The 21,685-nt window shown below is 61.8% G+C and carries 22 protein-coding genes, 1 tRNA gene and 1 pseudogene; 13 read left to right on the top strand and 11 right to left on the bottom strand.

What is annotated here, in order from left to right:
- Positions 1-376 (top strand): annotated as a pseudogene (locus RBA95_RS10495) (hypothetical protein); the annotation flags it as partial.
- 8 nt (positions 377-384) lie between these two features.
- Positions 385-1,902, top strand: coding sequence for a PepSY domain-containing protein (locus RBA95_RS10490; RefSeq protein ID WP_306016803.1), 1,518 nt, complete (start codon positions 385-387; stop codon positions 1,900-1,902).
- A 20-nt stretch (positions 1,903-1,922) separates the two neighbouring features.
- Here RBA95_RS10490 and RBA95_RS10485 read toward each other — a convergent pair whose 3' ends face one another.
- The 5 genes from RBA95_RS10485 to RBA95_RS10465 all read right to left on the bottom strand — a co-directional run bounded on the left by RBA95_RS10485 (position 1,923) and on the right by RBA95_RS10465 (position 4,937).
- Positions 1,923-2,354 (bottom strand): hypothetical protein, encoded by a 432-nt coding sequence (locus tag RBA95_RS10485; RefSeq protein WP_306016802.1) that lies wholly within the window; start codon positions 2,352-2,354, stop codon positions 1,923-1,925.
- Between the two features lie 66 nt (positions 2,355-2,420).
- On the bottom strand, positions 2,421-2,822 hold the full coding sequence (locus RBA95_RS10480; RefSeq protein ID WP_306016801.1) for a hypothetical protein: 402 nt from the start codon (positions 2,820-2,822) through the stop codon (positions 2,421-2,423).
- 360 nt (positions 2,823-3,182) lie between these two features.
- A tRNA-Leu gene (locus RBA95_RS10475) sits at positions 3,183-3,271 on the bottom strand.
- A 154-nt stretch (positions 3,272-3,425) separates the two neighbouring features.
- Entirely contained in the window at positions 3,426-4,046 is a 621-nt protein-coding gene (locus tag RBA95_RS10470; RefSeq protein WP_306016800.1) for an ATP-dependent Clp protease proteolytic subunit, read from the bottom strand.
- Positions 4,047-4,184: 138 nt separating this feature from the next.
- The gene (locus tag RBA95_RS10465) at positions 4,185-4,937 is read right to left on the bottom strand and encodes a molybdopterin-binding protein (RefSeq protein WP_306016799.1); all 753 of its coding nucleotides are present in this window, start codon (positions 4,935-4,937) and stop codon (positions 4,185-4,187) included.
- Between the two features lie 72 nt (positions 4,938-5,009).
- Between RBA95_RS10465 and sfsA the strand changes: the two genes are divergently transcribed.
- From sfsA to map, 4 genes are all read left to right on the top strand, one after another.
- Complete coding sequence (sfsA, locus tag RBA95_RS10460; RefSeq protein ID WP_306016798.1) at positions 5,010-5,711, top strand: DNA/RNA nuclease SfsA; 702 nt, start codon at positions 5,010-5,012, stop codon at positions 5,709-5,711.
- Complete coding sequence (locus RBA95_RS10455; RefSeq protein ID WP_306016797.1) at positions 5,708-6,217, top strand: thioesterase family protein; 510 nt, start codon at positions 5,708-5,710, stop codon at positions 6,215-6,217. The genes sfsA and RBA95_RS10455 overlap by 4 nt, the downstream gene beginning before the upstream one ends.
- An 88-nt stretch (positions 6,218-6,305) precedes the next feature.
- Positions 6,306-7,919: a M28 family metallopeptidase gene (locus RBA95_RS10450; RefSeq protein ID WP_306016796.1), complete on the top strand. Its 1,614-nt coding sequence runs from the start codon at positions 6,306-6,308 to the stop codon at positions 7,917-7,919.
- A 100-nt stretch (positions 7,920-8,019) separates the two neighbouring features.
- Positions 8,020-8,844, top strand: a complete 825-nt coding sequence (map, locus tag RBA95_RS10445; RefSeq protein ID WP_306016795.1) for a type I methionyl aminopeptidase — start codon at positions 8,020-8,022, stop codon at positions 8,842-8,844.
- A gap of 588 nt (positions 8,845-9,432) precedes the next feature.
- On the opposite strand, the gene gltX is transcribed toward map, so the two are convergent.
- On the bottom strand, positions 9,433-10,785 hold the full coding sequence (gene gltX / locus RBA95_RS10440; RefSeq protein WP_306016794.1) for a glutamate--tRNA ligase: 1,353 nt from the start codon (positions 10,783-10,785) through the stop codon (positions 9,433-9,435).
- A 156-nt stretch (positions 10,786-10,941) separates the two neighbouring features.
- Here gltX and RBA95_RS10435 point away from each other — a divergent pair, with 156 nt between their 5' ends.
- From RBA95_RS10435 to RBA95_RS10425, 3 genes are all read left to right on the top strand, one after another.
- The gene (locus RBA95_RS10435) at positions 10,942-11,733 is read left to right on the top strand and encodes a DUF3667 domain-containing protein (RefSeq protein ID WP_306016793.1); all 792 of its coding nucleotides are present in this window, start codon (positions 10,942-10,944) and stop codon (positions 11,731-11,733) included.
- Positions 11,730-12,731 (top strand): NADP-dependent oxidoreductase, encoded by a 1,002-nt coding sequence (locus RBA95_RS10430; RefSeq protein ID WP_306016792.1) that lies wholly within the window; start codon positions 11,730-11,732, stop codon positions 12,729-12,731. Before RBA95_RS10435 ends, RBA95_RS10430 begins: the two co-directional genes overlap by 4 nt.
- Positions 12,732-12,940: 209 nt before the next feature.
- Positions 12,941-13,372 (top strand): PaaI family thioesterase, encoded by a 432-nt coding sequence (locus tag RBA95_RS10425; RefSeq protein ID WP_306016791.1) that lies wholly within the window; start codon positions 12,941-12,943, stop codon positions 13,370-13,372.
- A gap of 75 nt (positions 13,373-13,447) precedes the next feature.
- Here the strand turns inward: RBA95_RS10425 and RBA95_RS10420 are convergent, their stop codons facing one another.
- Positions 13,448-13,639, bottom strand: a complete 192-nt coding sequence (locus RBA95_RS10420; RefSeq protein WP_306016790.1) for a hypothetical protein — start codon at positions 13,637-13,639, stop codon at positions 13,448-13,450.
- Positions 13,640-13,846: 207 nt separating this feature from the next.
- Here RBA95_RS10420 and RBA95_RS10415 point away from each other — a divergent pair, with 207 nt between their 5' ends.
- Positions 13,847-14,113, top strand: a complete 267-nt coding sequence (locus RBA95_RS10415; RefSeq protein ID WP_306016789.1) for an HU family DNA-binding protein — start codon at positions 13,847-13,849, stop codon at positions 14,111-14,113.
- Between the two features lie 137 nt (positions 14,114-14,250).
- On the opposite strand, the gene RBA95_RS10410 is transcribed toward RBA95_RS10415, so the two are convergent.
- From RBA95_RS10410 to RBA95_RS10400, 3 genes are all read right to left on the bottom strand, one after another.
- Positions 14,251-15,627 (bottom strand): class II 3-deoxy-7-phosphoheptulonate synthase, encoded by a 1,377-nt coding sequence (locus RBA95_RS10410; protein ID WP_306016788.1) that lies wholly within the window; start codon positions 15,625-15,627, stop codon positions 14,251-14,253.
- Positions 15,628-15,776: 149 nt separating this feature from the next.
- Positions 15,777-17,180 carry a glutathione-disulfide reductase gene (gene gor, locus RBA95_RS10405; RefSeq protein WP_306016787.1) on the bottom strand — a complete coding sequence of 468 codons (1,404 nt, stop codon included), beginning with the start codon at positions 17,178-17,180 and terminating at the stop codon, positions 15,777-15,779.
- Positions 17,181-17,277: 97 nt separating this feature from the next.
- The gene (locus RBA95_RS10400; protein WP_306016786.1) at positions 17,278-17,751 is read right to left on the bottom strand and encodes a DUF2059 domain-containing protein; all 474 of its coding nucleotides are present in this window, start codon (positions 17,749-17,751) and stop codon (positions 17,278-17,280) included.
- A gap of 70 nt (positions 17,752-17,821) precedes the next feature.
- Here RBA95_RS10400 and radC point away from each other — a divergent pair, with 70 nt between their 5' ends.
- Positions 17,822-18,520 carry a DNA repair protein RadC gene (gene radC / locus RBA95_RS10395; RefSeq protein WP_306016785.1) on the top strand — a complete coding sequence of 233 codons (699 nt, stop codon included), beginning with the start codon at positions 17,822-17,824 and terminating at the stop codon, positions 18,518-18,520.
- A 32-nt stretch (positions 18,521-18,552) separates the two neighbouring features.
- Here radC and RBA95_RS10390 read toward each other — a convergent pair whose 3' ends face one another.
- Entirely contained in the window at positions 18,553-18,969 is a 417-nt protein-coding gene (locus tag RBA95_RS10390) for a VOC family protein (RefSeq protein ID WP_306016784.1), read from the bottom strand.
- A gap of 10 nt (positions 18,970-18,979) precedes the next feature.
- On the opposite strand from RBA95_RS10390, the gene RBA95_RS10385 reads away from it, so the two are divergent.
- Entirely contained in the window at positions 18,980-20,224 is a 1,245-nt protein-coding gene (locus tag RBA95_RS10385; RefSeq protein ID WP_306016783.1) for a threonine synthase, read from the top strand.
- A gap of 107 nt (positions 20,225-20,331) precedes the next feature.
- A complete protein-coding gene (locus tag RBA95_RS10380) occupies positions 20,332-21,618 on the top strand; it encodes an MFS transporter (RefSeq protein ID WP_306016782.1) in 1,287 nt (428 codons plus the stop codon).
- Positions 21,619-21,685 lie beyond the last annotated feature (67 nt).

Here is a 21,685-nt window from a genome sequence, read left to right as displayed (position 1 = left end):
GGGCGCGATGACCCTGATGACGCCGGGCATGAGCCAGCGGATCGGCGCCCCGGCAGGCGCCGCCGCCTCCGCGCCTCAAACGCGTGGGCGCGGCTATGCGACCCTGCGCACGCTGGGCGTCAGCCTGTTGGCGGGACCGTTCGCGCTTGGCGTGACCTTGATCGCCTCCATCGCCCTGTTGCGGATCACGCAGGTGATCGGCTGGTCCATGCCGGATGGCTTGCTGCTTGTATTCCTGTTCGCGCCCATCGCCTGGGCGGGTCTGGCCGTCGTCTCAACACTTGAGGCGCGCCTGCGCTGGCGCACCCTCTCGCTGGCCGGACTGGCCGCCCTCTTCGCCGTTCTGGCGCTTTGTCTTCCGCCTGTTGTTTCATGAGACCCGCCATGGCCGCTTCCGCCCGCTCCTCTCTCTGGCCTGACCTGTCCGCCAAGCTGGTGGCGCGCATGCTGTCGGCCCATGCCGGCATCGGCGTCATTCTGGGCGCGCTTTTGTATATCGTGTCTCTGAGCGGGGTGCTTGTGGTCTTCCACGCCGAGTTCGCCCGCTGGGAACAGCCGCATATTCGCGAAGTCCAGAGCGTCTCGCCCGAGCTGGCGCAGAACGCCGCCCAGGCGGTTCTTGATCACGCACAAGCGGCCGGCGAAGTCCCCCATGAGATCATGATCTTCATGCCGACGCCGGATTCGCCGCGTCTGGCGGGCGGCTATGAAGACAGCTACTGGTTCATTGATGAGACCGCGACCCTGGGAGAGCCGATCGACCACGGCTTCTCCGAATTTCTCATCGACATGCATTATTATCTCCACCTGCCTTCCACTCTGGGTCTGATCGTGGTCGGCCTTATGGGCGTGATGATGCTGGCGCTCGTCCTGTCAGGCTTTCTGGCCCATCCGCGGGTCTTCAGGGACGCCTTTCGCAGCCACAAGCCGGGCAATGGCCAGCTGAGCCTGGCGGACCGGCATAACCGGCTATCGGTCTGGGGCGCGCCCTTTCACATCATGATCCCGCTGACCGGCGCCGCCCTGGGGCTGGCGACGATCGTCGCTGTGGTGCTGGCCCAGTCCGAGCCCGAAATGACCGTGACCGACATGTTCGACACGGTGTTCGGCGCCGGCGCAGAACAGGCGGCGCCCGCAGGCCCCCTGCCTGACGCCGCCCAGGCCCTGCGCGTGGTGGAGCGCGATTTCGCCGAGGACGGGCTGATCCCGTGGATCGTCCAGATCCACCATCCGGGCGAGGATGAGCAGACGCTGCAGATCCTGACCGCCGCGCCCGACCGCCTGATCTTCGGCGAATACCTCCAGTTCTCACCCGATGGCCGTTTCATCGGCCAGACCGGACTCGAGAACGGGGAGTTCGGTCAACAGGCCATGGCGTCCGTCTACAACCTGCATTTCGGCAATTGGGGCGGCGTGCCGATCAAGCTCGTCTATGTATTGCTCGGCCTCGCCCTGTGCGTCGTCTGCGTCAGCGGCATCCAGCTCTGGCTGTACAAACGCGCCCGCAAGAAAGGCCCCCAGCCCCGGCTTGAACGCGCCTGGATCGCTCTGGTCTGGGGACCGGTGGCGCTGATCGGTCTGTGCCTGACTCTGGATCGGGTTTTCGGGCTTGCAGATGCACTGCTGGCTCCAGTCTTCTGGATCGGGCTGATCGTCCTGACCGGCCTCAGCCAGTTCGCCCCGTCCAAGGCAGGTCTGTCGTGCGGGCTGAAACTGGCCGGAGCGGCGTTGATCGGCATCGGCGCCAGCGCGCATTTCCTCGCCTATGGGGTCAGCGGCTATCAGAGCCCTGCCGCCTGGGGCGTCTTTGCGGGCATGATGCTGAGCGCTCTGGTTCTGACGGGCGACGCACTGCGCCAACCCCGCGCTGAGGCGACACCTGCCGCGGTCACGGCGGAATAGGTCGCCACCGGCGCTTAGGGTTAGATCAGGACCACAGAGTCTTCCGGGTAATCAGGCAATGGGTCCTCAATGGACCCGTCGCACCCTTGCCAGCTCAACAGCTCGCTCCAACGCGAAAAACCGCGCGCATCCATGGACCTTTCCCGCAATAGGTCGACCATCAGGGCCGCGTAGCGTCCGTTGCGCCGGTTCGTTATATAGCTGATCCGCAAACCCGGCGGGGCATTGACGCTGATGCTGAGAGCCAGCTCCGCATACTCATTGATCAAGCGTCGCAGGGTGGCTGCCCGGTAATCAATGATGAGTCCGCTCACGACCGGGCGGGATAGCTGCCTAGCCAGATTCCGGATCAAGGCCGCCGATTGCTCAAGCGTAATCCCGGTCCCCAGGGCGAGATACCACACCCTTGGCGCTTCACAGATCAGCTGACTGGCATAGACAGAGTGTGTCATCGAGCCTGTGTACCCGATTATAATTTAATGACTTCTGAGCGATTTGAGCGACGAGGCGCACTCCAGCTAGAGCCAGACGGTCGAAGGAATGGGATCCACCGCATACGGACAGCCAAGCCATTTCGCCATGACCTCCCACTCCGCGAAGCCGCGCACGAACAAACCGTTCTCTATCAGAAGCTTGATCATTAAAGCCGCTTGTGGCGCATTTCGACGATTGGTCAGATAGGCCACCTGAAAATAGGGCGGTAGAAAGAGACTGAACCGTTTCGCCAGTTCCGCGAATTCACCGGCCATCAGGTTCAAGCGCGCCGCACGATAATCAATGACCAGTCCGCTCAAACGCTCTTCGACTATTCGCTTTGAGAGTCTTTGAAGGTTTCTGACTGATTTGTCTATGGTTACTTCACCGCCTACAGCCGCATACCAGATATTTGGTTCCTCGTGCAGCAAGAAGCGCGCATACAATGACCTATCCAAAGCCAGGCCCCACTACAAATGACCATCTAAACTTCATTCGCTTGTAGATTTTTATTCTACACACGCATATTGGCAATATGTATGAGTATTTTTTACAGTTAATAATATCTATATATTCGGATCAATCGCGAAATTCTATCAAATTGAAATTGCATAAAATCCTGATTGGAGATTTTTTCATCCAACTACACCATTTTTATGGTAACTGCTCTTGATTATCACGAAAGCCTTCACATCAAGATTGTCAAAAGTCAGGCCTTACTCGCCATACGTGTAAAGCGCTTGCGCCTGTGGCCGCAGCGTCAGCGAGGGGTGAAAGCCCGGACCGGCTAGAGGATAAGGAACACTTGGTGCGGGCGGCCGGACTCGAACCGGCACGGGCGTTACCGCCCAACGGATTTTAAGTCCGGTGCGTCTACCAATTCCGCCACGCCCGCGAGGTGTGTTGTGCGAACACCGTTCATCCTGAATACGAAACGGGCCGGACTTTTCCAAGTCCGGCCCGCTGTGGTTTCGCAGAAGGGTGAAGCCCTTAGAGCGCAATCCGAAAAAATGGGAACCGGTTTTCGGAGAGACTTGCGCGTCAGAGGTCTAGCGTTTGATCTCGTCCTGGCTGGTGATGATCTTGCCGCACAGGCCGTATTCCACCGCATCCTTGGCGGACAGCCAGAAATCGCGGTCGGTGTCTTTCTCGATCTGCTCGAGAGATTTGCCGGTGGCGTCGGCGAAGATCTGGTTCAGCCGCTGACGCATGGAGCGCATCTCGCGGACCTGGATCTCGATATCGGACGCCATGCCGCCAGCGCCGCCGGACGGTTGGTGCAGCAGAAAGCGGGTGTTCGGGAGCGCGTAGCGGTCTTCCTTGTTGGCGCCCACATAAATCAGCGCCCCGGCGCTCGCCACCCAGCCCGAACCGAGCACGATCACGCGCGGTTTGATGAACTTCATGGTGTCGTGGATCATGTCGCCCGATTCCACGTGACCGCCCGGCGAGGAAATCACCATCAGGATCGGATCGTCGGACTTGGCCGCCAGCGCAAACAGTTGGGCGCAAACCTCGCGCGCGGTCTTGTCCGAAATGCCCCCGGTGATCAGGATGGTGCGGCTTTCAAAGAGCGCCTTGCCCACATAATCGGGGGTTTTCGGCGCGTCCTTGTCTTCGCCGTCTTCGTCGTCATTGCGGATGATCGGGTCGGTATAGCCGTAAGACATCGGCGGCGGTCCTCAAATCAGGCTTGAAGCCCTGACGCATCAGGGCCGGTAAGGCGGGTTCAGGCCAAAACGTAAGATGGCCTGCGCGGGACGGCAAGCATGGCCTCCAGCACGTTAAGGCCCGGTTGCTGGAACGCCTTATTGAGCCAATGCTTGCAGGGCCCGTTCAACTTCGGCCAGCACGTCCTGATCCGTGCCGCGGGCGACCAGCGCCACGCCGCGCGTGATGGACCCGTCCTCCGCTTCCTGGAACCAGGGGTAGGAGCCCAGTGAGACAGACGGATAATCTGTCTGCATCTGGCCCAACGCTTCAGCGAGATCCCCCTCACGCGCATTCTCCAGGCGTACGGTGACTGAATGGGTGACCGCGCCGCGGGTCAGGCGCGGCGCGACATCTTCAAGCATGCCGCGGGCGATCTTGGGCACGCCCGCCATGACAAAGACATTCTCAAGCTGGAAGCCCGGCGCCCCGGTCACGGGATTGTCGATCAGCACGGCGCCATCGGGAATGCGCGCCATGCGCAGGCGTGCGGGCGTGATTTCGGTTTTGGCCTTGGCGTACCAGTCCTTGAGAATCGCAAGCGCGTCGTCACGCACATCAATCGACCGGCCAAACGCCGCCGCGACAGCGTCCGCGGTAATGTCGTCATGAGTCGGCCCGATGCCGCCGGTGGTGAACACATAGTCACAACGATCGGACAGGGCTTTCACCGCTTCGATGATGGCGTCCTGCTCATCAGAGACGATGCGCACTTCCTTGAGACCGATGCCCAGCGGCGCCAGGAATTCGGCAATCTGCTGCACATTGATGTCGCGGGTGCGGCCCGACAGGATTTCATCTCCGATAACGACAATCCCGGCGCTGACAGTCCGGGTTTCGGTCTCACTCATGGCCGCCCCCTCTCTTGCGTGCGTTGATGGGCAGACTATGGTCCCGCCCTTCGTGCTCTCCAAGGTTTGATGATGCGTTTTTCCGACCCGCTCCATCCCGGCGTGCTGATCAAGCGCTATAAACGCTTCCTCGCCGATGTGACGCTGGACAGCGGAGAAACGGTCACGGCGCACTGTCCCAATCCCGGCTCCATGATGGGGTTGAAGGACCCGGGCAGCCGGTGCTGGCTCAGCCAGACCGACAATCCCAAGCGCAAGCTGAAATACACGCTGGAGGTCCTTGAGGCGGACGGCGCCCTGATCGGCATCAATACCAATCGCCCCAACGCGCTGGCCGAAGAGGCCATCACATCAGGCGTGATCGCAACACTATCGGGCTATGACAGCCTCAAGCGCGAAGTGAAATACGGGGCCAATTCGCGCATCGATCTCTTGCTGGACAGCGAGGATCGCCCGACCTGCTATGTGGAAGTGAAAAACTGCCATCTGATGCGCACGCCCGGCCTGGCGGAGTTTCCTGACAGCGTCACCACGCGCGGCGCGAAACATCTTGGTGAATTGTCCGACATGGTGCGCCAGGGCTGCCGCGCCGTGCAGCTCTTCATCGTTCAACGCAATGATTGCGACGTCCTCTCCCCCGCCGAGGACCTTGACCCCAACTATGCCCAGGCCCTGCGCGACGCCGCCGCCTCGGGTGTCGAGGTGATCGCCTGGGCCTGCGCTGTGACGTTGGACGGCATAGAGGTCGTTCGTGAGATCGAGGTGAAACTGTGAGCGAGACCCACATCCTGAACCCTGATGACAGCGGCTGGGATTTGCCCGAGCCTTTCATCCTGCCCGTCACCGTCGCGGCGGACGATATTGACGACTTCGATCACGCCAACAATTCGGTCTATCTCAAATGGGCCGACAGGACCGCCTGGGCGCATTGGGAGGCGGATGGCTACACCCGAGACGATTGTCGGAATCTGGATCGCGGCATGGCGATCCTGCGCACCGAAGCGGATTATCTGGGTCATTGCCGCAAGGGCGAGGAGATCGCCTGCGCCGTTTGGATCGCCCGATCCGACGGCAAGCTGCGCGCCGAACGCTGGTATCAGTTTCGACGCCTATCCGATGGCGAAACGGTGTTTCGCGCCGTCACGCGGCTGGTCTGCTTCCAGCTCTCAACCGGACGCCCGGCGCGACTGGTCGAAGGATTCGCCCGCCATTATGGCAAGCCGGACGAGACTTTAAGCCAGGCCGCGGATGCGCTGGACGCCCGTTTGAAGCGTGGCTGAAGCGACGCTTGCTGCGCATTACAGACCGGAAAGTTTTATCCCCTCGCCCTCAGGCCTATAGTCCGGCCGTGATTAAGGGGAGACTTTCATGCGTTCCATTCTTGCCGCTGCAGCCAGCGCCCTTGTGCTGAGCGCCTGCGCGACTGTTCCGTCAACAGAACAAACCCAAACCCAGGTTCAGGAGAACGCCGCGCCCGTCGTCGCGGCCTCCTCCATTGAAGCCCATATCCGCTTCCTCGCCGATGACCTTCTGGAAGGCCGTGAAGCGGGTGAGCGCGGCTATGACATCGCCGCCGCCTATATGGAAAGCCAGTTCCGCTTGATCGGCCTTGAGGCCGGCGGCATGGACGGCTATCGCGCTCCGGTGCCGCTTCAGGTGATGTCCGCCAACCAGGATGAAGCCAGCTTTGTCCTCAACGGCGACAACCTGACGCCCGGCGAAGACTTCGTCGTCTCGGCTCATGCGGTGCTGGATGACGCTCAGGTCGAAGCAGAGGCGGTGTTCGTCGGCTTTGGTCTCGACGCCCCGCAACTGGGCCATGACGATTACGAAGGCCTGGACGTTGAAGGCAAGATCGTCGTGGTGTTGATGGGAACGCCGGGTGAGCTGCCCTCCGATATCAGCGCCCACCTCAATTCCAGCCGCACCAAGGCGCAATACGCCGCCGACAATGGCGCCATCGGCATGATCGCGCTGATGCCCGAAGGCCTGTCGCGGTTCACCTTTGAACGCATGGCGCCCTACGCCGCGGGCGAGAGCATGACCACGGAAGCCGCATCCGCCGCCTCTGAACTGCAAGTGCGCGCGGCTGTTTCCGACGCCATTGCAACGCGTCTGTTCGAAAGCGCCGGACACGATTACGCCGCCATGGTCGAAGCGGCCATCAATGGCGAAACTCCTGAAGGCTTTGCCTTCAACCAGACCGTGACGATCTCGGCCAAGACCGAGCGCGAGATGGTCTATTCTGATAACGTCGTCGGTGTCCTTCCGGGGTCCGATCCCGAACTGGCTGATGAGCCCGTGATCGTGACCGCCCACCTTGACCATATCGGCATCTGCCGCCTGGAAGAGGATGTGGACCGGATCTGCAACGGCGCGCTCGACAATGCGTCGGGCTCGGCGATCATGATCGAAACCGCTCGCGCCATGGCCGAGATGGAACGCCAGCGTCGTCCCGTGGTCTTCATTGGCCTGACCGCGGAAGAAAAAGGCCTTCTGGGCTCGGCGCACATCGCCGCGAATATCACCCCGGCGATGGAAGGCATGGTGGCCAACGTCAATCTGGACATGCCGGTCATCCGCTACGAGTTCAACGACCTGATCGCCTTCGGCGCCGAGCACTCCAGCCTGGGCCCGATCGCCGAGGCCGCCGCCCAGAGCGCGGGCGCGAGCATCTCGCCCGACCCGCTGCCGCAACAGGCGCTGTTCGTGCGTTCGGACCACTACAACTTCGTGCGCCAGGGCGTGCCGTCGGTCTTCCTGATGACGGGCTTTTCCAGCCCCAATCCGGATGATGATGAAGGCCAGGGCTTCCTGAACTTCCTGGGCGGCGACTATCACGCCCCCGGCGATGAAACCGATGCCGGCGTGATGTTCGATCAAGGCGCCAAGTTCGCCAACATCAACCTCGCCATCATCAACGCGATCGCCAACGCGGAAGAGACCCCGCACTGGAACGAAGACAGCTTCTTCGCCCAGTAATTCAGGCGAAACTGCGAACGAATGCGCGCCCGGGCCCTTGGATCATTCCATCATGGCTCGGGCGCGTTTATATAGGGGTCAGGCAACGAACGGATGAGACGTGACTGAGACCGGGCTAGACCTCGACGCCGCGCCGACGCGCGATGGGCATATCAAACGCCACAAGCCTGAGGATTTCGAGGGCATGCGCAAGGCTGGCCAGCTGTCCGCCAGGGCGCTGGACATGCTGGTCGAGCATGTGAAACCGGGTGTGACGACCCAGGAGCTCGATGATCTCGTTCGTGAATTCTATCTCGACCATGGCGCGGCGCCGGCCACGATCTTCTATCGCGGCTACACCAAGTCGAGCTGCACCTCGATCAACCATGTGGTTTGCCACGGCATTCCCAACACCAAGCCGCTGCGCGAAGGCGACATCGTCAATATCGACGTGACCTGCGTGCTTGATGGCTGGCATGGCGACACCTCGCGCATGTTCGGGGTGGGCGAGGTCAAGCGCAAGGCGGCCCGCCTCGTCGAAGTGACCTATGAAGCCATGATGCGCGGCATCGAGATGGTCAAACCGGGCAACACGTTCGGCGATATTGGCGCCGCCATCCAGGAATACGCCGAAGCCCAGCGCTATTCCGTGGTGCGCGATTTCTGCGGCCACGGTCTGGGCCGCCTGTTCCACGATGCGCCGAACGTGCTTCACTTTGGCGAATACGGCACGGGCCCGGTGATCGAGGAAGGCATGTTCTTCACGATCGAACCCATGCTCAATATCGGCAAGCCGGGCGTGAAAATCCTCAATGACGGCTGGACCGCGGTGACCCGCGACAAGACCCTGTCCGCCCAGTTCGAGCATTCGGTGGGTGTGACCAAGGATGGCGTGGACATCTTCACCAAATCCCCCGCTGGCCTCGACCAACCGCCCTGCGGATAAGTCCAACTTATCCCCACCCTCCCGACCTTCCTCCATAATCTCCCCACTCCTCCAGAGCAGGCGGCCGGCGCGTTGGGTTCGGGGGGAGTGGTGGTGTCCCGAGCGGGCGCGGTTTAACGCACCGCGCTGCAGCGAAAAGGCGGGACTTCGTACATTCCGGCGATCCTGTTGGAGCCGTGCCCTTGGGGCAGGAATCCCTTGGGCGGACGACTGACAATCGTCCAGCTTGGACAGGCTGCGTAGAAGTGGCGTCAGCAAGCCGGTCGAGGCCGTAGAAAACATCACCGCGCGCGGGAGCCTTATCGGGCTCCATAACAATAAAACAGACCCCATAATCGCCCGGACTGCTCCCGCGCGCCCTGCTCATGCCCTCGCTCCTACAGGCGGGGATGGGGGTGTTTGTACGACCCTCTCAAAACCTCATCCCGGCCTTGAGCCGGGATCTACCCGTTTCGCTTCTGTGATCAGAACAGAGCGGTTTCAGTAAATCCTGGATCGCCCATGGCGTCCGGCATGATACGATACAGAGCAAAAACAAAAACCCCGGAGCCGGGCTCCGGGGTTTTGTCATTCAATGTGTGGGCAGTCCTAGACTGTCACGCCCTTCAGACGCGCCTTGGCCTTTTCAGCACCGATCAGCGGCAGCAAGTCAGCCATTTCCGGGCCGCGCTGCTGACCGGTCAGAGCCATGCGCAGAGGCAGGAACAGGCTCTTGCCCTTGCGGCCCGTCGCTTCTTTCAGTGCAGAGGTCCAGGCGCCCCAACTGTCCTGGGTGAGCGCTCCTTCAGGCAGGAGCTCGGCCGCCTGGGCGGCGAAATCCACATCCTCATCTGCAATGGCCGGCGTGACCGGACCTTCGATCAGACGCGCCCATTCCACGACATCCTTGACCACCGTCAGATTGGGACGCACCGCCGCCCAGAACGCCTCGCCGCCATCCGCATTCAGCGCCGCCAGGCGATCATGCACATCGGCATAATCCATGGCGTGCACCAGTTTGGCGTTCAGGCGCTTGAGCTCTTCGGGGTCAAACCGCGCCGGGGTGCGAGACAGCTTGCCGAAATCGAATTCGTCCGCCAGCTGCTGCAGCGCGGAGCGTACATCCACGGCATCAGAGGTGCCGATCTTGGCGAGCAGGGAGCAGATCGCCATCGGCTCGAAGCCATCCAGATCACGCAGGTCTTCAATCGAGAGCGAGCCCAGGCGCTTGGAGAGCTTGTCGCCATCCGCGCCCACCAGCAGCGCCATATGGCCCATGGCCGGGGCCGAACCCTTGCCGCCCAGCGCTTCGAAAATCTCGATCTGCGCGGCGGAGTTGGTGACATGGTCCTCGCCGCGAATGATATGGGTGACCTTAGAGTCCAGATCATCCACCACGCTCGGCAGGGTATACAGATAGCTTCCATCGGCGCGGATCAGGATCGGGTCGGACACCGAGCTCGTCTCGATATGGCTCGGCCCGCGCACAAGGTCGGTCCATTCAATGCGGCCGCCCGACAGCTTGAAGCGCCAGTGCGGCTTGCGGCCTTCGGCATCCAGCCTGGCCTTGTCATCATCGGTCAGGCTCAGCGCGGCGCGGTCATAGACCGGCGGCTTGCCCTGGGCGCGCTGGATCTTGCGCTTGCGATCAAGCTCGTCCTCGGTCTCGTAGCACGGGTACAGCAACCCCTGCTCGATCAGCGCCGTCTTGGCCGCTTCGTATTTGTCGAAACGCTCGGACTGCTTGAAGGTCTCGTCCCAGCTCAGGCCCAGCCAGGTCAGATCGGCGCGAATGGCGTCTTCAAACGCGGCGGTCGAGCGCTCAAGGTCCGTATCATCGATCCGCAGCAGCACCTGACCGCCCTGCCCCCGCGCGAACAGGACGTTTATCAGGGCGGTGCGCACATTGCCAACGTGCAGCTTGCCGGTCGGGCTCGGGGCGAAACGGACTTTCACGGTCATGGATATCGACTCTGGTTCTGAGACAGGGCGCGGGCGCGCGAACTAAAGCGCGGCTTTAGACCGCCGCCACCCTATCGTCAAACGACTGAGTGCGCAGAAGCGCTTGATGATTGAGACAGACAGAGCGATCCTTGCGGCTCAGCCTGGGGATTTAGGATGAGCAAAGAGCCGCACACACCGGTCGACCCCGGGCCCAAGGGCCCGCAGCTCGACGAGATGCTGGACAGCCTGATGGGCTGGAACCGCAATTTCATCCGGACCCTGAAGGATAGTTTTCTCCATCCCGAATGGGTCGCGGGCGCAGTCCTGCATCAGGATCAACAGGCCTACGCCAACCCCATCCGACTGCTGGTTTTCCTGTTCGGCCTCTACATGACCCTGACCGTCTTTATCGTGGGGACGGATGCACAAAGTGTGGAAGCTGTTGCGCCGGCGGGACCTGAAATCCTCAATGCCTGGCTGACTGAGCAAGGTACAAGTCTTGATGAAGTCAATGCGGTTTGGGGGTTCTGGCTTCAGGTCTTTATCTGGCCGATCCTGGTGCTGTCATCTCTGCCCTACGCCCTGCTCTTCAAGGCCTATGCGCCCAGACGCACGCTCTATGGCGCCGTGCTGGTCTACTTGACCACGATCAACGCCATGACGGCAGCGCAGATAGTCCTGACGATTGTCCTGTTGCCCTTTGTGGGCAAGGAAATGAGCCTTGTATTCGGCCTGCTTATCGTGACGCTCTATTATTTCTACGTCACCGGCCGGGTGCTGTACGCCCATTACGCCAGCACCCTGTGGGGCACATTACTGAAGCTCTTTTCCTTCGTCCTGTTGACCCCTGTCACCATAGTGATCACGGTGCTGCTGCAGCTCCTCGCCTTTGATCAGGTCATGGAGCATCGCTTTGATCTGAACGTATCGGACATTGTCCAGCTGAGGGGAGACACAGCGCCATGAAATCTCGCGAGATCCGCCTGACCCAGCATTTCACCGGAGCGGTGAAATCAGACTATTTCGAAATGGCGGACGTGGAACTGCCCGAACCGGGCGAAGGCGAGGTTCTGGTCAAGAACGCCTGGCTGTCCGTGGATCCCTATATGCGCGGCCGCATGATCGGGGTGAAGACCTATATCGATCCGTTCGCCGTTGGCGAGCCGCTCGAAGGCGGCGCAGTGGGCCAGGTGGTCGCCTCCAACGCAGACGGCTTTGCCGAAGGCGACTGGGTGATGAGCATGAAAGGCTGGCGCGAAGCCTATGTCGCCCCCGCCAACACCCTGACCAAGATCGACGCCAGCGTTCTGCCGCCTGAAGCCTATCTGGGCGTCGCCGGCCTGACGGGCATGACCGCTTATATCGGCCTCAAGCGCATTATCGAGCTCAAGGAAGGCGAAACCCTGTGGATGAGCGCGGCGGCCGGTGCTGTCGGCTCGGCCGGTGTTCAGTTCGCCAAGGCCATGGGCGCCAATGTCATCACCACCGCCGGCGGCAAGGAAAAAACCGACTTCTGTACGGAAATCGGCGCGGACGCCGTGGTCGACTACAAGGCGACTGATGATCTGGCGGGCGCCGTGCGGGCGGCGGCCGAGCCGTTTGGCGGGGTAGACGCCTATTTCGAGAATGTGGGCGGAGATCATCTGCAAGCCGCGCTCGATGTGATCAACCCGCATGGCCGCATGGCGGTCTGCGGCATGATTGCGCGCTATAATGACGACCAGCCCCTGCCCGGCCCCACCAACCTGACCCAGATCATCGCCAAGAAGCTCAAGGTTCAGGGTTTCATCCTGTCGGATCATTTCGATCTGCAGGGCGAGTTCATTTCCGATCTGTCGGACTGGATGATGGCCGGCAAGGTCAAAACCCGCGACACCGTCTATGAAGGCATTGATCAGACCCCGGACGCATTCATGGGTCTCTTCTCTGGCGCGAATATCGGCAAGATGCTGGTCAAGCTCTAAAGCGTGCTCAGGTCAGGCGCGACAGGGCTTTGCGCCTGACCTGACGCCCCGTTCGACAACCTTCAAGCTCGGACAAAACTTCTTGTAAAACGAGAATAAAGGCCCTCACAGCACGCCTGTTATACCTCTTGTGAAGACTTTCGGTTCTAAAGCTTACCCATACCGTTTGTTGAGACAGAACGGTTGCCCGCAACGGACCGAGGGTTTCCATGAACGTAGATCAGTTGAACGCGCGCGCAGAGGGCCGACTCGCCGGCCTGGTCGGTCTTGAAGTCCTGGAGGCCCGACAAAGCCTCATTCGCGGCGCGCTGACCGTGCGCCCCGAACTTCAGGCGCCCACCGGCTTCCTGCACACCGCGACCATCATCGCCATGCTGGACACCCTCGCCGGATACGGCGCGGGCATGAACATGCCCGATCGCGCTATCGGCTTCACCACCATTGAAGTCTCATCCAGCTTCTTCGGCACCGCCCGTGAAGGCCGGGTCCTGGGCGAAGCCGTGCCCATCCATTGCGGCAGCACCACCCAGGTCTGGTCGGCCAATTGCTGGCGCGAAAGCGACAACAAGGAGATCGCCGTCTTCCGCTGCACCCAGATGGTGCTCTACCCCCAGCGTCGCGGCGAGCAGAAAGAAGACTAAGGTCTTCCCTTTTCCATGATGAGAAACGCCAGCCCCCGTCAGGCGCTGGTCGTGAGACGGACCTGAACGCCGGGCCTAAGCTTGGCTTTCGCGCGCCGCACGGTGCATCCGTCCCACCACGCCGCCGCCAATCACGGCTGCGACGAAGCACGCGAGCGTGCCGTTGTCGAACATGTGCAGGAAACCTGCATAGGACAGGCAGGTCGCGGCGACCGCGAGGCCGATGGCGCTGATTCTGTTCAGCCATGAGACAGGTGCGTAGGTCATGGTTTCCTAACAGCAAACAACAGGCCGCTTTCGTAGCCCTTTGTTTACCATAACGCGTAATTTCCCGTTAGGACTGCAAACCAATTCAGCGGAAACGCCTGTATAGCCTTGCAATCAGGGATCAGAATCGCGCTTCATGGCGCTGTCCAACGTTGGCGGGTCGCGATTCCCACGCTTCCGCCTTATCAAAGCAAGGGGGGAACCCTGATGAATAAATCTGAACTCGCCAAAGCCATCGCCGACAAAGCTGGCATCACCAAAGCCCAGGCCAGCGACGCCATCGACGCGTTCGCGGACGCCATCGTCGGCGCAGCGAAGTCTGACGACTCCGTGCAACTGGCGGGCTTCGGCACCTTCCACGCCAAACACCGCGAAGCGCGCGAAGTGCGCAACCCGCGGACCGGCGAAAAAATGATGTCCAAAGCCAAGACGCAACTGGCGTTCCGCCCGGCGTCTGCGCTGAAAGACATCTAAGCATTTCCCGCCTTCGGGCGGATCTGTGGATGCGAAGCCGCCGCCCGAAAGGGCGGCGGTTTTGTTTTGGGCGAAATGGCCCAACAAAAAGCCCGGCTCCATGAGCCGGGCTTTTCTCGTCGGAGCGCGCAGCGCGCCTATTCGGCGGCTACAACGCCTCGCTTGAGCCCCTGAGCGGGTTTGAGCGCGTCGGAGATCTGGAACGCCATTTCGAGCGCCTGGTCGGCATTGAGGCGCGGATCGCAATGAGTGTGATACCGGCTCGACAGATCCGCTTCGGACAAATGCCCGGCCCCGCCGACGCATTCGGTCACATCCTGACCCGTCATCTCGAAATGGACCCCGCCCGGCTCGGCGCCTTCGGCGCGGAGAACCTCGATGAAGGTGCGCAGTTCAGACAGCACCTTGTCGAAATCCCGTGTCTTGTAGCCATTGGCGGCCTTGTGCGTGTTGCCGTGCATCGGGTCGCACGACCAGATCACGTTACGGCCCTCGGACTGCACCTTGCGCACCAGCGGCAACAGGCCGTCCGCAACCTTGTCCGCGCCCATGCGCACATAGAGGATCAGCCGTCCGGCTTCATCGCGCGGATTGAGCACGTCGATCAGACGGATGAGCTCGTCCGGATCCAGCGTCGGGCCGCATTTGAGCCCGATCGGGTTCTCGATGCCGCGCATGAATTCCACATGGGCGTGGTCCGGCTGACGCGTCCGGTCGCCGATCCACAGCAAGTGGGCGCTGGTGTCGTACCAGCGGCCCGAATTGCTCTCCATCCGGGTCAGGGACTGCTCGAACGGCAGGTGCAGCGCCTCGTGGGAGGTGAAGAAATCCACCCCTTCCAGAGACGGCGCGCCGTCCGGGGTCACGCCGCAGGCGCGCATGAAGGCCAGCGCCTCGCCAATCCGGTCGGCGTATTCCTGATAACGCTCGCCCGCCGGGCTGCCCGCCAGGAAATCCAGCGTCCACTGGTGCACATTGTGAAGGTCGGCATAGCCGCCCGAAGCCAGTGCCCGCAGCAGGTTCAGCGTCGCGGCCGACTGGTCATAGGCACGGATCAGACGCTCGGGATCGGGCACCCGCGCCTCTTCGGTGAAAGCCATGTCATTGATGGAATCCCCGCGATAGCTCGGCAGGGTGACGCCATCGATGGTCTCGGTGTCCGACGAGCGCGGCTTGGCGAACTGACCGGCGATCCGGCCCACCTTCACCACCGGCTTGGCGCTGGCGAAGGTCATCACCACAGCCATTTGCAGCAGGACCCGGAAGGTGTCGCGCACGGTTTCGGCGGAAAACTCCTTGAAGCTTTCGGCGCAGTCACCCCCCTGCAACAGGAAGGCTTGCCCGGCGGACACATTGGCGAGCTGGCTTTTCAGCCGACGCACTTCGCCTGCAAAGACCAGCGGGGGGCGCTTGGCGAGCTCGGATTCCACCCAATAAAGCTTATCCATATCGGGATAAGTCGGTAATTGCTTACCGGGTTTGGATCTCCAGCTCTCAGGGCTCCACACAGTCATGGCCTTCGCCTTTCTTAAGTTTGGCCGAATATTCTAGCGGCGATTGTGCAACGCAGTAAGCCCCGAAGGACCGCTTCGGGGCGCACTGCGTGCAAAAAAGCAACGATAAGGGTGACGCGCGGGTTAATCCGTCGCGCCTGATCCGGGCCTTATTCCGCAGCGCGCAATTCAGGCGGGATCCACTTTTCCTTCATGGTCACCAGTTCTTCGGCGACGCTGGGATGGACCGCGCACGTGGCGTCGAACTGAGCCTTGGTCAGCCCCGCCTTCACCGCAATGCCGACGGCCTGGATGATCTCAGGGCTGTCATCGCCCACCAGATGCACGCCGATGACCACCTGATCGGACTGTCGAACGATCATCTTCATCATCATCTTGTCGGGATGATCGGTGATGATGCCCTTCATCGGACGGAACTGGGATTTGTAGATATCCACTTCGCCATACTCGTGGCGCGCCTCGGCCTCTGTCAGGCCCACCGTGCCCACCGGCGGCTGGGTGAAGACCGCGCTCGGGATCGTTGCGTGATCATAAGCATTGGGCGTGTCGCCATAGACGGTGTCGACAAATGCCGCGCCCTCGCGGATCGCCACGGGGGTCAGATTGACCCGATCGGTCACGTCACCGACCGCATAGATATTGTCCACATTGGTCTTTGAGTATTCATCGACCTTGATGGCGCCCTTGTCGTTGACCTCGACGCCCGCGTTTTCAAGACCCAGCCCTTCGGTATAGGGATCGCGGCCAATCGCGAAGACGACCTGGTCCACATCCTCGATCACGTCACCGTTCTTGAGCGTGACGCGCTTGGTCTTCGCCCCCTCATCGGTCAGCTCGATCTTGTCGAACACCGTGTGGGTGATGACGCGCACGCCGGCTTCCTTCAGACCTTCATGGACAGCCGTGCGCACGTCATCGTCAAAGCCGCGCAGCACGGTCTCGCCGCGATAGACCAGGCAGGTCTCGACCCCGAGCCCGGCGAAGACCTGGGCAAACTCCACCGCAATATAGCCGCCGCCGGCGATGACGATGTGCTTGGGCAATTCAGGCAGGTGGAACAATTCGTTGGAGGTGATGGTGTGTTCCACCCCCTTCAGGGACTCATCCTTGTTCGGCGCCCCGCCCACGGCGATCAGGATATGCTTCGCCGTCACCGTGCGGTCCTGGTTCACCAGGCGAATGGTGTTGGGCCCTTCAAGCTCGGCGCGGTCCTCGATCAGTTCGACCCCGGCATTGGCGAGATTGCGCGCATAAATGCCCGACAGGCGGTCCACCTCGGCATTCATGGTGTCGCGGAACTGAGTCCAGTTGAACTCGGGCTCGCCCACATCCCAGCCATAGGCCTTGGCCTGTTTGAAGCTTTTGGAGAAGTTCGAGGCGTAGACCATGTACTTCTTGGGCACGCAGCCGCGGATCACGCAGGTGCCGCCGGGCCGATACTCTTCGGCCACCGCGACCTTCTTACCCTTCATGGCGCTCAGCCGCGAGGCCCGCACGCCGCCAGACCCCGCCCCGATGGTGAACAGGTCATAGTCAAACTCGTGATCGGCCATTGCGCGCCCTTCCATGATTCCGTCTCGGTCGTGTGCGTATGTGTGCACACACACCGGTTAGGTCAAATCACACGAGTACGGAAGATGGGGAAACCGCTTACTCGGCCATGATGGCGTCGATCTGCGGCTGGATGGCCTGCATCGCCTCAATGGCGTTCTGCTGGGAAATTCGCCCGACCCGATCCATCAGCTGCGGCATGGTCTCGACGAGCTTGCGACCTGTGTCGGTTTCATAGAACGCGTTGATCTGCTCAAGCTCTTCAAGCGTGAAAACATCGGCATAAGCCCGGGCGCTCTCATCAATGATCTCGGGAAACAGGTCATTGAGCGTTTCTTCGACAAGCGCCATCGCTTCGGCAATCTGCGCATCTGTCGCGGACCCGTACTGGGCGCGCAACGAGGGCTCGATGCTGGGCATCATCATCGCCATCATCTGCTGCCCCATATCCGCACCGCCGGACAGTTGCATGGTGCGTTCGGCCGCAGAAAGACGCGCTTCAGAGTCCGATTGCGCCAGCGACGGCGCCGACAGAATCAAGGCTGCAGCGGCAGCCAGAACGATACGCGGCATATTTCCCCTCCACGTTTTCCAGATTGTCGTTATTCTCCTATCAGGCGAACAGCAAGTTGGCGAGCCCACCGTGCGAGACACCCTGCAGACCTCTTCGACCCCTCATCATGCCGGTCATCGCGACCGGCTGAGGGCGCGTTTCTCTGAAGCGGGCGGACAGGGTCTGGCCGATTACGAGCTGTTGGAGCTGGCGCTGTTCCGGTCCATCCCGCGCCGCGATGTCAAACCTCTCGCCAAGGCGCTGATCGCGCGCTTCGGCGGGTTAGGCGGCGTCTGTGCAGCGGACCTCCATCAACTAACCGACATCAAGGGCGTGTCTGAAAAGACCGCGCTGGATCTCAAACTGGTCGAGGCGCTGGCGGTGCGCATGGCGCGTGAACAGGTCGTCGGCCGCCCGGTCCTCTCGAGCTGGTCGGCGCTGCTGGATTATCTGCGCACCGCGCTCCAGCACGCCGCCACCGAACAGTTCCGGGTGCTGTATCTTGATAAGAAGAACCGGCTTGTCGCCGACGAGCATCAGGCGCGCGGCACTGTGGACCATGCGCCGGTCTATCCGCGCGAAGTGGTCAAGCGCGCTTTGGCGCTCGACGCCAGCGCCCTGATCCTGGTGCACAACCATCCCAGCGGCGACCCCACACCCTCCCATGCCGATATCGAGATGACCAAGCTGGTGATCAGCGCCGCCAAGCCCTTCAACATCGTGGTTCACGATCATCTGGTGATCGGACGTGAGCGCACCGCCAGCTTCAAAAGTCTGGGATTGCTTTAGCTCCTCTTTGAAACGGCAACACACTTCAGGCTTCAGGCGGCCGTCTTCGCCGGCGGCTCCCAGAGCTCGATCTTCACGCCATCCGGATCGACCAGCCAGGCGAAGCGCCCGTAATCGAAACTCTGAGGGTCGCCGACCAGCTGGGTCCCTGACGCCTCAATGCGTGCGAGCAGGGTGTCCATGTCCTCAACGATCAGATTGATCATGAAGGGCTGTTGGGACGGGGCGAAGTAATCGGAGCCGTCTTCAAAACGCGCCAGTATGGTGCGGGCGCCGTCGCCGAAGGCGTCCGCTGCTTTGGCATGGGAGAAATCAAATCCCCCATAAGAATTAAGCTCTAAACCCAGAACCTCTTGATACCAACGTCGGCTCAGGTCAGGATCGGAAGACTTCACAAAAACGCCACCTATGCCCAAGACCGGCATGTCCACCTCCACTTTTCCCTTCATACGGTGACCCATGCGCCCTGCCCCGTCCAATTTTTTCACCCACCTTGAGTGCTCGATGACGGGGGCCAGGCTGGACAAGGACGTGGCGCACAATCTCTCCCCCGAGGGATGGCCGCTACTGGCGCGCTATGATCTCGACAGGATGAAAGACGCGGTTGATCGCGATGCGATCGCGGCGCGCCCCGCAGAAGAAGAGGCCGGGTTCTGGAAATGGCGCGAACTCTTGCCCGTGGCGCGAAATGAAGATGTCGTCTCTCTGGGCGAAGTGGACACGCCCCTGATCGAGACGCCTCGGGTCGCGGGATCGATCGGACTGAAGGCGCCGCTCTGGGTCAAGGATGAAGGCCGCTTGCCCACGGGCAGCTTCAAGGCGCGCGGCCTGGCGCTCGCGGTCTCCATGGCCAAATCCTTTGGCGTCACAACCATGGCCATGCCCACCAATGGCAATGCCGGCGCCGCCCTGTCCGCTTATGGCGCACGCGCCGGGATGACCACCTATTCGTTCTGCCCCGAGGACACGCCGGACGTGAATGTTCGTGAGATCGCGGCGCAGGGCGGGCAGGTCTTTCGGGTCAACGGCCTGATCCACCAGTGCGGCGCGATTGTGGGCGCGCTCAAGGAGGAGATGGGCTGGTTTGACGTCTCCACCCTCAAGGAGCCCTACCGGATCGAGGGCAAGAAGACGATGGGGGTCGAGCTGGCCTGGCAAATGGGCTGGAAGCTCCCCGATGCGATCTTCTACCCCACGGGCGGCGGCACCGGCCTGATCGGCATGTGGAAGGCGTTCGACGAGATGGAAAAGCTCGGCTGGATCGGTTCGGAGCGCCCCAAGATGTTTGCGGTTCAGGCCGAGGGTTGCGCCCCGATCGTCAAGGCGTATGAGGAGGGCGAAGAGCATGCGCCCGAATGGCTGGACGCTCATACGGTCGCGTCCGGCATCCGGGTGCCCAAGGCCATTGGCGATTTCCTGATTCTGCGTGCGGTGCGGGAAAGCGGCGGCGCCGCCGTGTCCGTCTCCGATACCGAGATTGAAGAGGCGCGCCAGTTGTGCGGACGTGAAGACGGGCTGCTGTTGTGCCCTGAAGGGGCCGCAACGCTGGCCGCCTGTCAGTCCGCCCTGTCCCGCGGCCTGATCGAGAAGGACGCTGAAGTCGTTCTGTTCAATTGTGGATCTGGCCTGAAATACCCGCTTCCGGATCTGGCGCGCACCCTAGACCGCACCCAGCCCATCACGCCGGCCATGCTGGCGCCCTGAGCGTAAGCGTGTGCAACCTAGCTGAATTGTAATGAAGACGAGCCTTTCACTGAATCACGCCCCTATCGCATAACCCGGCCTCTTTTGAGCCGCCCTGACGGAACGCCATGAGCTCCCCCGCGCCCTTTACTGCGAAACGCCCCGCCGCCAGGAATGCCTGGACCGCGCTGGGCGTGTTGTTGGTGGTCTATCTCGTCAACTTCATGGACCGGCAGGTCTTTGCAGTCCTGCAAGAGGAATTCCGCACCGACCTCAATCTCAGCGACAGCCAGCTGGCGCTGCTGGGCGGGACCGCCTTTGCGCTATTCTACGCCACGCTGGGAATCCCCATCGCCATTCTGGCGGACCGCACGAACCGGGTGCGCCTGATTGCGGCGGCCTGTGTGGTCTGGAGCGTCTTCACCGCCCTGTCAGGTATGGCGACCAATTTCATCCAGATGCTGCTGGCGCGGATCGGCGTCGCCTCTGGTGAAGCCGGTGGCGTATCCCCCTCCTATTCGGTGCTGTCAGACTATTTCCCGCCCTCCAAGCGCGCCTTTGCGATCGGCCTGTTTTCCGTCGGCGCACCACTGGGCCTGACGGCAGGCTCGGCGCTGGGCGCCTTCATCGCGGATGCGCTGAACTGGCGCTGGGCTTTTATTCTGGTGGGCCTGCCTGGCGTGCTGCTGGCTCTGGTCTTGCTGGTTCTGGTTAAGGAACCACGCCGGGGCATGTTCGACACCGAAGCGCTGCGCAATCAGAAAGCCAACGCCCTGAGCGCCTTGAAGCTGGTGTTCGCCACCCCCTCCCTGCGCCTGTTCACGGCGGCCGCGGCGGTGACGTCGTTTGCCGGCTACAGCCTGTATCAATGGGCGCCGTCCTTTCTGATACGGTCCCAGGGCATGACACTGGAGGAAGTGGGCGCCGGCCTGTCTCCCCTGTTCGCCCTGGGGCTCGTCGGGTCAGTGGCGGGCGGCTGGATCGCCGACCGTATCGGCCCTGGCCGTCCGGAAGCCTATGGCGTCATTCCGGGGATCACCCTTTTACTGACGGTGCCCTTCTTCCTGGCCGGTCTGATAGTGCGCGATGGCGGCATGAGCCTGCTCTTTTTCGCGATCCCGCTGCTGCTGAGCTATGCGTGGATCGGTCCGGGGCTGGCCGCGACCCAGACCCTGACCCCGCCGGCCTCTCGCGCGGCCGTGGCGGCCATCATCGGCTTTTTCAACAATCTCATCGGCATTGGTCTGGGACCGCTGGCGGTGGGCGCGTTGTCAGACCTACTGCGCCCCAGCCATGGGGAGGGTGAAGCGCTGCGTCTGGCGCTGATGGCGGGCAGCTCCGCCTTCGCCCTGGCCGCTGTTCTGTTCGTGGCCGCCGGCTACGCCCTCAGGCGTGATCTGAAGCAGCGGACTTGACGCGGCGGGCCGGTTGGCGCTGTTTGCGCGCAAACCGCACCGTTTCGCTAGACGTGAGAGCCGCGCC

This window comes from Oceanicaulis sp. MMSF_3324 (assembly GCF_030733545.1).
Taxonomy (GTDB): Bacteria; Pseudomonadota; Alphaproteobacteria; order Caulobacterales; family Maricaulaceae; genus Oceanicaulis.
Note: the sequence above shows the minus strand (reverse complement) of the source record. Positions and strands in the feature narration are given on the sequence as shown.